We start from the raw sequence: 11,825 nt of genomic DNA, 5'->3' as shown, positions 1-11,825 counted from the left end.
CCGCGCCGCCCCCACCTGGCCTTCGGTCACGGCCCGCACTTCTGCCTCGGCTCACGCCTGGGCCGCCTGGAGGCGGCCGTCGCGCTGCCCCGCCTCTTCGACGCCCTGCCCGGCCTGGCGCTCGCCGCCGACCCCGCCGAGCTCCCCTACCGTCCGGGCCTGCTGGTCCGCGGCCCGCGACGGGTACCCGTGCGCCGGCGGTGACCCGGCGGCGCCGAACGGCTCAGGCGAATCGCGCGCCGGCCCCCGCTGCCCGAAGGTTATGGGTGTGAAGGCCAACCGGACCTCGCGAGGCGCCGCCACCCCCGACGACCACGTCGTCGTGCTCTTCGGCGCCACCGGCGACCTCGCCCGGCGCAAACTCCTGCCCGGGCTGTACCGCCTCGCCCAGGCGGGCCTGATGCCCGCCGGCTACCGCGTCGTCGGGTCGGCCCCCACGGCGGACGCCCTGAGCGACGAGGCGTTCCGCGCCCACGCCAGGGACGCCGTCACCGAGTTCGGCGGGGGCGAGCCGTCCAAACCCGAGTGGGAGCGGTTCGCGGACGCCCTGAGCTTCGGCGCCGCCGACCCCGACGAGCCCGGGCCCCTGGTCGCCGCCGTACGGGCGGCCGAGACGGCGCTCGGCGGCGGCCCGCGCCGGCTGTTCCACCTCGCCGTGCCGCCCGTCGCCTTCGCCTCCGTCATCGGCACCCTCGACCGCACCGGACTGTCCGAGGGCGGCCGCGTCATCATCGAGAAGCCGTTCGGCACCGACCTCGCCTCCGCCCGGGCCCTGGACGGGATCGTCCACGCCGTCTTCGACGAGTCCCGGGTCTTCCGCATCGACCACTTCCTCGGCAAGGAGTCGGTCGACAACATCCTCGCCCTCCGCTTCGCCAACGGCCTCTTCGAGCCCGTCTGGAACCGCGACCACATCAGCCACGTCCAGATCGACGTCCCCGAGACCATCGGCATCGAGGGCCGCGCCGCCTTCTTCGAGGAGACCGGCACCTTCCGGGACATGATCGTCACCCACCTCTTCCAGGTGCTCGGCTTCGTCGCCATGGAGCCGCCCACCTCCCTCGGCGCGAAGGCCCTGCGCGACGAGAAGGACAAGGTCTTCCAGTCCCTGCGGCCCGTCGACCCCGGCCACGTCGTGCGCGGCCAGTACGAGGGCTACCGCTCCGAGCCCGGCGTCGCCCCGGACTCCGACACCGAGACCTTCGTCGCCCTGCGCGCCGACGTCGACAACTGGCGCTGGGCCGGCGTCCCCTTCTACCTCCGCTCCGGCAAGGCCCTCGGACAGCGCCGCCAGGTCGTCACCCTCCACTTCAAACGGCCACCGCTGCGGATGTTCGACACCGCGTGGGCCAGCGGCGGCGGGCGCGGCAACGCGCTCGTCGTCGACTTCGACGACCCGGGCTGGATCGCCGCCGACTTCCTCGCCAAGGAGCCCGGCCCGGCCATGCGGCTGGGCCCCGCGCGCATGACCTTCCGCTACGCCGACTCCGTGCAGCTCCGGAACGGCCTGGAGGGCTACGAGCGGCTGATCCTCGACGCGATGCTGGGCGACCAGTCCCTCTTCACCCGCTCGGACGGCATCCAGCGGCTCTGGGAGGTCGCCGACCCGCTCCTGCGCTCGCCGCGCCCGGTGGAGCCGTACGCCCCCGGATCGTGGGGGCCGGCGTCCGTCGACAAGCTCGTCGCCCCGCACCACTGGTACCTGCCGGACATGGCCTCCGACGAGCCGGGAAGCGGAACACCATGACCACACTCGGCCTCCCCGACGACATCCACGCCTGCCTGTTCGACATGGACGGCGTCCTCACCCGGACGGCCACCGTCCACGCCGCGGCATGGAAGGAGACCTTCGACGACTTCCTCCGCCGGCGCGAGGGCCCGGACTTCCGCCCCTTCGACGCCCACGACGACTACGACCGCTACGTGGACGGCATGCCCAGGGCGGACGGCGTACGGTCCTTCCTCGCCTCCCGGGGCATTGAGCTGCCCGAGGGCTCCGGCGACGACCCGCCCGACCGGGACACCGTCCAGGGCCTGGGCAACCGCAAGAACGCCCTCGTCCTGCGGAAGATCGAGGAGATGGGGGTGGAGGCCTTCCCCGGCTCGGTCCGCTACGCCGAGGCCGCCCGGGCGGCCGGGCTGCGGCGCGCGGTGGTCTCCTCCAGCGCCAACTGCCACGCCGTGCTCGTCGCGGCCGGCATCGACGACCTCTTCGAGGTCCGGATCGACGGCCTGGCCGCCGCCGAGCGGCACCTGCCGGGCAAGCCCCACCCCGACACCTTCCTCGCCGCCGCGCATGACCTGGGCGTGCCCCCGGACCGGGCCGCCGTCTTCGAGGACGCCCTGGCCGGCATGGAGGCCGGCCGGGCCGGGAAGTTCGGCTTCGTCGTCGGGGTGAACCGGGCGGACCAGGAGGAGGCGCTGCGCCGGCACGGCGCGGACGTGGTGGTGGACGACCTCGCCGAACTGCTGGGAGAAGCCCCGTGATCACTCATCCGGCCTACATGGTCGAGCCCTGGTGCCTGCGCGAGACCGAGCTCAACCTCGATGTGCTCTCGCAGAGCGAATCGGTCTTCGCGCTCTCCAACGGGCACATCGGCTGGCGCGGCAACCTCGACGAGGGCGAGCCGCACGGCCTGCCCGGCACCTACCTCAACGGCGTGTACGAGTTCCGGCCGCTGCCGTACGCCGAGGCCGGCTACGGCTACCCGGAGTCCGGGCAGACGATCATCAACGTCACCAACGGCAAGCTGATCCGCCTCCTGGTCGACGACGAGCCCTTCGACCTGCGCTACGGAAAGCTGCACCGGCACGAGCGGGTGCTCGACTTCCGTACCGGGCTGCTGCACCGCACCGCCGAGTGGACCTCGCCCAGCGGGCGCAGCGTGCGCGTCCGGTCCAGCCGGCTGGTCTCCTTCACCCAGCGCGCGATCGCGGCCGTCTCCTACGAGGTGGAGCCGCTCGACGGCGACGTGCGCATCGTCGTCCAGTCCGAGCTGGTCGCCAACGAGCAGCTGCCCCTGACCACGCGCGACCCCCGGGCCGCCGCGGTCCTGGAGTCGCCGCTGGCGGTGGAGCATCACGCGGCCCACGGGCCGCGCATCCGGCTGCTGCACCGCACCGAGCACAGCGGCCTGCGGGTGGGGGTCTCGGCCTCGCACGTCGTCAGCGGCGGCGAGAAGACCGAGATGTCCTCCGAGAGCAGCGACAACCTGGCCCGCTTCACCATCACCACGCGGCTGCGCTCCGGACAGCGGCTGCGGGTGGAGAAGTTCGTCGCGCACGGCTGGTCGGCGATCCGGTCGGCGCCCGCGGTGCACGACCAGGTCGACGCCGCCCTGGCCGCCGCCGTCAGCACCGGCTGGCAGGGCCTGGCCGACGAACAGAGCGACTATCTCGAGAACTTCTGGTCCCGCTCGGACGTGGAGGTCGACGGCGACGCGGAGATCCAGCAGGCGGCGCGGTTCGCCCTCTTCCACGTCCTGCAGGCCGGCGCGCGCGGCGAGGCGCGGGCCCTGCCCGCCAAGGGCCTGACCGGCCCCGGCTACGACGGTCACTGCTTCTGGGACACCGAGACGTTCGTCCTGCCGGTGCTGACCTACACCGCGCCCCAGGCCGTCGAGCAGGCCCTGCGCTGGCGGTACAGCACCCTGCCCGCCGCGCGCGAGCGCGCACGGCAACTGGGGCTGGAGGGCGCGGCCTTCCCCTGGCGGACGATCAACGGCGACGAGTGCTCGGGCTACTGGCCGGCGGGGACGGCGGCCTTCCACATCAACGCCGACATCGCCGACGCCGCCGTGCGCTACACCAAGGCCACCAACGACGAGGCCTTCGAGAAGGAGGTCGGGCTGCCGCTGCTGGTGGAGACCGCCCGGCTGTGGCGCTCGCTGGGTCACCACGACCACCACGGCGACTTCCATATCGACGGGGTGACGGGCCCGGACGAGTACAGCGCCATCTCGGACGACAACACCTATACGAACCTGATGGCCCAGCACAATCTGCAGGAGGCCGCGGCCGTCGTCGAGCGCCACCCGGACCTCGCCGCGCTGCTGGGCGCGGACGACGAGGAGGCGGCGACCTGGCGGGACGCCGCGACGCGCATGACGCTGCCGTACAACCCCGAACTCGCGGTGCACGAGCAGTCCGAGGGCTTCACCCGGCACCAGCTGTGGGACTTCGCCGGAACCGGCGACGACGAGTACCCGCTGATGCTCCACTTCCCCTACTTCGACCTCTACCGCAAGCAGGTCGCCAAACAGGCGGACCTCGTCCTCGCCATGTGCCTGCGCGGAGACGCCTTCACCCCGGAGGAGAAGGCCGCCAACTTCGCCTACTACGAGCGGCTGACCGTGCGGGACTCGTCGCTGTCCGCCTGCGGGCAGGCCGTCATGGCGGCCGAGACCGGTCACATGCGGCTGGCCTACGACTACCTGGGCGAGGCGGCGATGATGGACCTGTCCGACCTGCAGGGCAACACCCGCGACGGCATCCACATCGCCTCGCTCGCCGGGACCTGGTTCGCCCTCGTGATCGGCTTCGGCGGGATGCGGGAGTACGACGGCCTGATCGCCTTCACCCCCAGGCTGCCCGAGCAGCTGGGCAGGCTCGCCTTCACGGTGCAGTTCCGCGGCCAGCGCCTGCGGGTGGAGATCACCGGCAGCACCGCGACGTACAGCCTGCTGGACGGCAAGGCGCTGGAGATCCGCCACTGCGGCGAGCGGCTCAGGGTGACCTCCGACGCGCCGGAGTCCTGTCAGGTGCCCCCATCCCCACCGGGCCCGCTCCCGAGCAGCCGGCCGGCCGGGCCCCGGCCCGCCGGGGCCGAGCGCCCGGCCACAGCGAGGGGTAGGCGGGGCGCCGGGGCCGTGGGGAAGGCGGCGGTCCTTTTTGCAACTAGTTGCATAAACCTTCGGGGTGCTCTAGAACTGGCGCATCGGAACTCGCGCGAGGAGGCGCCGGATGAGCGCGTCGTACCCCCACCTGATGAGCCCCTGGACCTGGGCTTCACCACCCTGCCCAACCGCGTCCTGATGGGCTCGATGCACGTCGGCCTCGAGGAGGCGCCCGGCGGCTTCGCCCGCATGGCCGCGTTCTACGCGGCCCGCGCCCGCGGCGGCGCCGGCCTCATCGTCACCGGCGGAATCGCCCCCAACGAGCGCGGCCGGCCCTACGAGGGCGGGGCCAAGCCTCACCACCGAGGCGGAGGCCGAGCAGCACACCGTGGTGACCGAGGCCGTCCACCGCGAGGGCGGCAAAATCGCGCTGCAGATCCTGCACTTCGGCCGCTACGCCCACCACCCCGACCTCGTGGCCCCCAGCGCCCTCCAGGCCCCCATCAGCCCGTACGTCCCGCACGCCCTGACCGACGACGAGGTCGAGGAGACCGTCGAGGACTACGTACGGGCCGCCGCCCTCGCCCGGCACGCCGGCTACGACGGCGTGGAGATCATGGGGTCCGAGGGCTACCTGATCAACGAGTTCGTCGCCGCGCCCACCAACCACCGCACCGACCGGTGGGGAGGCGCGTACGAGAACCGGATCCGCTTCCCCGTCGAGATCGTCCGCCGGGTGCGGGAGCGGGTCGGGACGGACTTCATCATCGTCTACCGCCTGTCGATGCTGGACCTCATACCCGGCGGGTCCTCCCTCGAGGAGGTCGTCACCCTCGCCCGGGAGATCGAGGCCGCCGGCGCCACCCTCATCAACACCGGCATCGGCTGGCACGAGGCCCGCATCCCCACCATCGCCACCTCCGTACCGCGCGGCGCCTTCACCTGGGTCACCCGGAAGGTCATGGGCGCGGTCGCCATCCCCCTGGTCACCGGAAACCGCGTCAACACCCCCGAACTCGCCGAGCGGCTGCTCGCCGAGGGCCGGGCCGACATGGTCTCCCTGGCCCGCCCCCTCCTCGCCGACCCCGACTTCGTCGCCAAGGCCCGCCGCGGCGAGGCCGACGCCATCAACACCTGCATCGGCTGCAACCAGGCCTGCCTCGACCACACCTTCAGCGGGAAGATCACCTCCTGCCTGGTCAACCCGCGCGCCTGCCACGAGACGGAACTCGTCCTGGAACCCACCCGGCGCCGCAAGCGCGTCGCCGTCGTCGGCGCCGGCCCCGCCGGCCTGGCCGCCGCCGTCACCGCGGCCGAACGCGGCCACGCCGTCACCCTCCTCGACGCCGCCGACGAGATCGGCGGACAGCTCGGCCTCGCCCGCCGCGTCCCCGGCAAGGAGGAGTTCGACGAGACCCTGCGCTACTTCCGCGGCCGGCTGCGCGCCCACGGCGTCGACGTCCGCCTGGGCACCACCGTCACCGCGCGGACGCTGACCGACGCCGGATACGACGAGATCGTCCTCGCCACCGGCGTCACCCCCGCACCCCCGCCATCCCCGGCATCGACCACCCCAGCGTGGTCGGCTACCGGGACATCCTGCGGGGCACCGCCGAGGCGGGCGCGACCGTCGCCGTCCTCGGCGCCGGCGGCATCGGCTTCGACATCGCGGAGTTCCTCACCGACGGGGGCGACGCCGCGAGCCTGGACGCCGAGGCCTTCAGCCTGCAGTGGGGCGTCGACACCGCCTTCCAGGGCCGCGGCGGCCTGCGGGAGCCGCAGCGACGCAAGCCCGCGCGCACCGTCCACCTCCTGCAGCGCAAGACCACCAAGGTCGGCGCCGGGCTCGGCAAGACCACCGGCTGGATCCACCGCACCGAGCTCAAGCACCGCGGCGTCACCATGCTCGCGGGCGTCACCTACCGCCGCATCGACGACGAGGGACTGCACATCACCGTCGACGGCGCCGACCACACCATCGCCGCCGACACCATCGTCGTGTGCGCCGGACAGGAACCCCTGCGGGACCTGTACGACCAGCTGTGCGCCCAGGGACACCGGCCCCACCTCATCGGCGGCGCCGACGTCGCCGCCGAACTCGACGCCAAGCGGGCCATCCTCCAGGGCACCCGGCTCGCCGCCGCCCTGTGAGGGCCCGCGGGCGCCGAACCTAGGATGGCGGGCATGTCCCTCGCGCACGCGATCCTCACCGCCCTGCTCGAAAAGCCGTCCTCGGGGCTGGAGCTGACCCGCCGCTTCGACAAGTCGATCGGGTACTTCTGGCCGGCCACCCACCAGCAGATCTACCGCGAGCTGAAGAAGCTCGAGGAGGCCGGCCACGTCCATGTGCTGCCGGCCCGGCGGCCGGAGCGGGGCCAGAGGAAGGAGTACGAGGTCCTGCCCGCCGGCCGGGCGGAACTCACCGCGTGGGCGTCCGCCGGCCAGGACCCCCGGCCCGTCCGCGACGCACTGCTGCTGCGCCTGCGCGCGGCGGCGGTCGTCGGCGGCCAAGGCCTCGAGGACGAGCTGCGGCGCCACCTCGACCTGCACCGCCGGCAACTGGCCGAGTACCTCGCCATCGAGGAACGGGACTTCACCGGGGACGGGCGCGGTGAGAAGGCCGAGACCGGCTCCGGGTCCGGGTCCGGGGACGATGCCGGGGCCGGGGACGCGGACGCCCGGCGCCTGCGGCACCTGGTGCTGCGCGGCGGCATCGGCCTGGAGACCTTCTGGATCGCCTGGCTCACCGAGGCCCTCGAGGGGCTGCCCGCCGCGCTGCGCACCGCCTGAGGCGCACCCTACTTGCGGCTGCTGCGGCGCCAGCCGTAGCCGCTCCTGCGCAGCCGGCGCCTGACGCTCGCGAGCACCGGGTGCCGGTCCTGCTGCTCACGGGAGCAGCGGTCGAGCTCCTCGGCCAGGCGCTCGGTGCGCTTCTCCACGTCCAGCTCGTCCAGGATCCGGTCGACCTCGGCCAGCAGCGCACCGTGCAGCTGCCATTGGCGGGGATGGCGCCGCACCTCCTCGAGCAGGAGCAGCGCGGCACGGTCCCGGCTGTCGCGCCCGGCGGCCAGCTCCCGTACGAGCCGCTCCTCGGCCTGCTCGGCGTTGGCGGTGACCTGCGTGGTGATCAGTACGGCGAAGGCCTCGACGGCCCGCCCGAGATGGAGGAACACCTCCTCCAGGGCCGCCGCCACGTCCTGCGCGAACAGCGTCTCCTCCCTGCGCTCCTTGGCGAGGTCGGTCAGGGTGCGGCAGATGACCCGCAGCACCACCGCCGCGATCTCCAGGGCGTCCAGGCCGGTGCGCAGCACCACGCGGAACAGCAGCCCCTCCTTCACCCGGGGGTTGAGGCGCAGACTGTCCTCGGCCTGCCGGAGCGCGGCGTCCACCTGCACGATGTCGTGATCCAGCCGCCGGGCCTGGTGCAGCCGGGCCGCGGCCTCCTCGACCGTGGTGTGCCCGGTGACCTCCGCCCCGACCTGGTGCAGCAGCCGCCGCATGCGGCGGGCCAGATGCTCGATGGCCTCGCCCGCCGGCTGCACCCACACCGGCGGCACGAACAGCACGTCGAACAGCAGGCCCACCACCGCGCCGATCAGCGTCTCCAGCACGCGGTCCCACGCGGTCTCCGCCACCCGGGTCACGCCCAGGACGAGCATGGCGCTGATCGCCACCTCGGGGACGAATTCACCCACTCGTACGAAGCGCCCGATGACCAGGGAGGCGAGGATGATCAGGCCCAGGCTCCACCACGTCAGACCCACCAGCGCGCTGAAGCCGATGGCGATCAGCACGCCGGCCACGACGGAGTTCACCCGGCGGATGCCGGTGGTCAGGGTGGAGTAGAGGGTGACCTGGACGACGAGCAGCGCGGTCAGCGGCGCGGTGAGCGGCGCCGGCTCACTGCTCAGCTGCAGCGCCGCCACATAGGAGATCACCGCGGCCAGCGTGGAACGTACCGCCTGTACGACGGCGGGTTCCCTGCCGCGGCGGACGAGGGTGGTCAGGGGGTCGGTGAATTCGGGCACCCATAGCGTCTTCCCGCCGGGCGGTGCCCGGGACACGGTGCCGTCACCGAGGTGGAGTAACGGCCGCCGGCGCCCGGGCGGTCACAGCGCGCGGACGACCCTCGCCGGATTGCCGACGGCGAGGACACCGGCGGGCAGGTCCCGGGTGACCACCGATCCGGCGCCGACGACCGTGTCGTCGCCGATGCTCACCCCGGGGCACACGATCACCCCGCCGCCCAGCCAGACGTTGTCGCCGATCGTCACCGGCACGGCCTTCTCCCAGCCCGCCCGGCGGCGCACCGGGTCCAGCTCGTGCAGGGGCGTCAGGATCTGGACCCCGGGACCGATCTGCGCGTCGGCGCCGACGGTGATGGGCGCGGCGTCCAGGAAGACCGCGCCGAAGTTGACGAACGTCCCCGCGCCGAGGCGGATGTGGTAGCCGAAGTCACAGTGGAAGGGCGCCCGGATCCGTACCCCCTCGCCGACCGAGCCCAGCAGCCGCCGCAGGACGGCGTCGCGCTCGGCGGGATCGGTCGGACCGGCGGCGTTGTACGCGGCGCACAGCTCGACGCGGCGCCGGGTGTCCTCGGCCAGCTCCGGGTCGTCCGGCACGTACCACTCGCCGGCGAGCATGCGGCGCTTGTTCTCGCCCATCGCCTCTCCCTCCGTCCCCGGTACGCTCCCCGAGGCCGGACGGCCCGTCAAGGGCTGCTTGAATCACCGGATGGACGAAGTAGCGGTGGTACGGGTGTTCGTCGGTCCGGACGGCGAGGGAGGCAACCCGCTCGGGGTGGTCACGAATGGGCCGACCGTGCCGGACGCGCGGCGGGGGGAGGTGGCCGCCCGGCTGGGCTTCAGCGAGACGGTGTTCGTCGACGACGCCCCCCTCGGCTGCGTGGACATCCACACCCCCAGCACCCGGCTGCCGTTCGCCGGCCACCCCCTGGTCGGCGTGTCCTGGCTGCTGCGCCGCCAGGGGCACCCGGTGGACGTGCTGCGTCCGCCCGCCGGTCAGGTGCCGACCTGGGAGGAGGGGGAGACCACGTGGATCCGGGGACGGGCGGAGTGGGCGTCGGGCCGGCGGACCGAGCAGTTCCGCACGGTGGCAGAGGTCGAGGCGCTGCCCGCCCCGCCGCCGGGGGAGGGCTGGCTCTACGCGTGGGCCTGGGAGGACGAGGCGGCGGGAAGGGTGCGGGCCAGGGGATTCCCCCGGCGCGGCGACGGCATCGTGGAGGACGAGGCCACCGGCGCCGCGGCCCTCACGCTGACCGCCGGGCTGGGACGGTCGCTCGTGATCCGGCAGGGCGCCGCCTCCCGGATCCTGACGCGGTATCACCAGGACGGGACGGTGGCCCTCGGCGGCCGGGTGGAGACATAACTGTCGGGCCTTCACCTCTTTTGCCACGCGGGTGAAGGCGGGACGAGATGGCGGTCACACAGCGGCCGCACCCGGGAATGCGACGTACCCCAAGCCAGTTACGGCTATGTCATTGGCTTGACGTACCGAGCAGAGGACCACCACACCATGGCGACGACGACACCGACGACCCCCGGCAGCGCGCTGCCCTCGCGCGCCGCACAGCTGCTGGGCCGGCCCCTGAGCCTCGGCGACCTGACCCTGGACAACCGCGTGGCGATGGCGCCGATGACGCGGGCCTTCTCGCCCGGAGGAGTTCCCGGCGAGGACGTCGCCGCGTACTACGAGCGCCGCGCGGAAGGCGGCGTGGGCCTGATCATCACCGAGGGGACCTACGTGGCCCGCGACGCGGCCGCGGCCTACGACCGGGTGCCGCACTTCCACGGCGAGGAGGCGCTCGCGGGCTGGGCCCGGGTGGCCGAGCGGGTCCACCGGGCCGGCGGCCGCATCATGCCCCAGCTGTGGCACACGGGCGCGGCCCGCACCGACGGCATCGCGCCGCTGGGCGTGCCGGCGGACACGCCGTCCGGGGTCGGCCTCGACGGCCGCCCGCACGGCAGGGAGATGACGCAGGCCGACATCGACGACGTCGTCGGCGCCTTCGCACGGGCCGCCGCGGACGCCGAGCGCGCCGGCTTCGACGGCGTCGAACTGCACGGCGCCCACGGCTACCTGATCGACAGCTTCCTCTGGCACGGCACCAACCGGCGCGGCGACGCCTACGGCGGCGACGAGGAGTCCCGCGCCCGCTTCGCCACGGAGATCGTCACGGCGGTGCGCGCCGCCGTCTCGCCCGGCTTCCCCATCGTCTTCCGCCTCTCGCAGTGGAAGTCCGGCCACTACGACGCCCGGATCGCCGAGACCCCGCAGGAGCTGGAGCGGCTGATCTCGCCGCTCGCCGCGGCGGGCGTGGACGCCTTCCACGCCTCCACGCGCCGCTACTGGCTGCCGGAGTTCGAGGACGGCGACCTGAACCTGGCGGGCTGGACGAAGAAGCTCACCGGCAAGCCGTCCATCACCGTGGGGTCGGTGGGCCTGGACACCGAGTTCACCGGCGGGCGGAACGGCCCCGAGCACATCGGGACCACGGGCATCGAGCCGCTCCTGGACCGGCTGGAGCGTGACGAGTTCGACGTCGTCGCCGTCGGGCGGGCCCTCGTCTCCGACCCCGACTGGGCCGCCAAGGCGCTCGCCGGCCGGCTCGAGGAGGCGGTTCCGTACCGCAAGTCGCTCCTCGGGACACTGGTGTGAGCCCCGCCCGCTGACATCCCCGGAAGGACGGCCCACCATGACGATCTGGCCGGCGACCGTACGGTACGCGCTCGAGGCGGCCCCCGGCGGCCTCGGGCTCGTCCAGGACCTGCTCAACACGGCCGCCGTGGAGGGCTCCGGGCACGGCGATCTGCTCGCCGGCCCGGATACCGCGCGGGCCTGGGCGGAGGCGGCCGTCGCGGGGTGGACGGCCGTCACCGCCCAGCCCGTGCCGCCCGTGGCCCTCGACGCCGACGGCCTCGAGGAGCTGCGGGCCTTCCGCGACGACCTTCACCGGGTGACCGCCGAGGC

9 protein-coding genes and 3 pseudogenes are annotated in these 11,825 nt (G+C 73.5%); 10 read left to right on the top strand and 2 right to left on the bottom strand.

The window, feature by feature from the left end:
• Positions 1 to 15 precede the first annotated feature (15 nt).
• From J1792_RS35135 to J1792_RS23950, 7 genes and pseudogenes are all read left to right on the top strand, one after another.
• A complete protein-coding gene (locus tag J1792_RS35135) occupies positions 16 to 204 on the top strand; it encodes a hypothetical protein (RefSeq protein ID WP_278186405.1) in 189 nt (62 codons plus the stop codon).
• 64 nt (positions 205 to 268) lie between these two features.
• The gene (gene zwf, locus J1792_RS23970; RefSeq protein WP_245872270.1) at positions 269 to 1,747 is read left to right on the top strand and encodes a glucose-6-phosphate dehydrogenase; all 1,479 of its coding nucleotides are present in this window, start codon (positions 269 to 271) and stop codon (positions 1,745 to 1,747) included.
• Entirely contained in the window at positions 1,744 to 2,487 is a 744-nt protein-coding gene (locus tag J1792_RS23965; protein ID WP_086574792.1) for a beta-phosphoglucomutase family hydrolase, read from the top strand. Before zwf ends, J1792_RS23965 begins: the two co-directional genes overlap by 4 nt.
• A pseudogene (locus J1792_RS23960) lies at positions 2,484 to 4,852 on the top strand (glycoside hydrolase family 65 protein). Before J1792_RS23965 ends, J1792_RS23960 begins: the two are co-directional and overlap by 4 nt.
• 181 nt (positions 4,853 to 5,033) lie before the next feature.
• Positions 5,034 to 5,129: pseudogene (locus J1792_RS34395) on the top strand (hypothetical protein); the annotation flags it as partial.
• A 94-nt stretch (positions 5,130 to 5,223) separates the two neighbouring features.
• A pseudogene (locus tag J1792_RS35895) lies at positions 5,224 to 6,986 on the top strand (oxidoreductase).
• Positions 6,987 to 7,019: 33 nt separating this feature from the next.
• Complete coding sequence (locus tag J1792_RS23950) at positions 7,020 to 7,625, top strand: PadR family transcriptional regulator (protein WP_207248193.1); 606 nt, start codon at positions 7,020 to 7,022, stop codon at positions 7,623 to 7,625.
• Between the two features lie 8 nt (positions 7,626 to 7,633).
• On the opposite strand, the gene J1792_RS23945 is transcribed toward J1792_RS23950, so the two are convergent.
• On the bottom strand, positions 7,634 to 8,863 hold the full coding sequence (locus tag J1792_RS23945) for an FUSC family protein (protein WP_086574530.1): 1,230 nt from the start codon (positions 8,861 to 8,863) through the stop codon (positions 7,634 to 7,636).
• An 81-nt stretch (positions 8,864 to 8,944) separates the two neighbouring features.
• On the bottom strand, positions 8,945 to 9,499 hold the full coding sequence (locus J1792_RS23940; RefSeq protein ID WP_086574528.1) for a sugar O-acetyltransferase: 555 nt from the start codon (positions 9,497 to 9,499) through the stop codon (positions 8,945 to 8,947).
• 70 nt (positions 9,500 to 9,569) lie between these two features.
• On the opposite strand from J1792_RS23940, the gene J1792_RS23935 reads away from it, so the two are divergent.
• From J1792_RS23935 to J1792_RS23925, 3 genes are all read left to right on the top strand, one after another.
• The gene (locus tag J1792_RS23935; RefSeq protein WP_086574526.1) at positions 9,570 to 10,223 is read left to right on the top strand and encodes a PhzF family phenazine biosynthesis protein; all 654 of its coding nucleotides are present in this window, start codon (positions 9,570 to 9,572) and stop codon (positions 10,221 to 10,223) included.
• 147 nt (positions 10,224 to 10,370) lie between these two features.
• Positions 10,371 to 11,513 carry an NADH:flavin oxidoreductase gene (locus J1792_RS23930; protein ID WP_086574524.1) on the top strand — a complete coding sequence of 381 codons (1,143 nt, stop codon included), beginning with the start codon at positions 10,371 to 10,373 and terminating at the stop codon, positions 11,511 to 11,513.
• 37 nt (positions 11,514 to 11,550) lie between these two features.
• Positions 11,551 to 11,825 (top strand): ABATE domain-containing protein (locus J1792_RS23925; protein WP_207248192.1); only part of this gene is annotated, 275 nt, incomplete at its 3' end.

Source organism: Streptomyces triculaminicus (assembly GCF_017349075.1).
GTDB lineage: Bacteria > Actinomycetota > Actinomycetes > Streptomycetales > Streptomycetaceae > Streptomyces > Streptomyces triculaminicus.
This window is presented reverse-complemented; position numbering and strand designations above follow the sequence as displayed.

Coding starts and splice junctions, on each gene's coding strand:
- J1792_RS23930 (WP_086574524.1), top strand. CDS start 10,371: ATGGCGACGACGACACCGACGACCCCCGGCAGCGCGCTGCCCTCGCGC.
- J1792_RS23965 (WP_086574792.1), top strand. CDS start 1,744: ATGACCACACTCGGCCTCCCCGACGACATCCACGCCTGCCTGTTCGAC.
- J1792_RS23950 (WP_207248193.1), top strand. CDS start 7,020: ATGTCCCTCGCGCACGCGATCCTCACCGCCCTGCTCGAAAAGCCGTCC.
- J1792_RS23940 (WP_086574528.1), bottom strand. CDS start 9,499: ATGGGCGAGAACAAGCGCCGCATGCTCGCCGGCGAGTGGTACGTGCCG.
- J1792_RS23935 (WP_086574526.1), top strand. CDS start 9,570: ATGGACGAAGTAGCGGTGGTACGGGTGTTCGTCGGTCCGGACGGCGAG.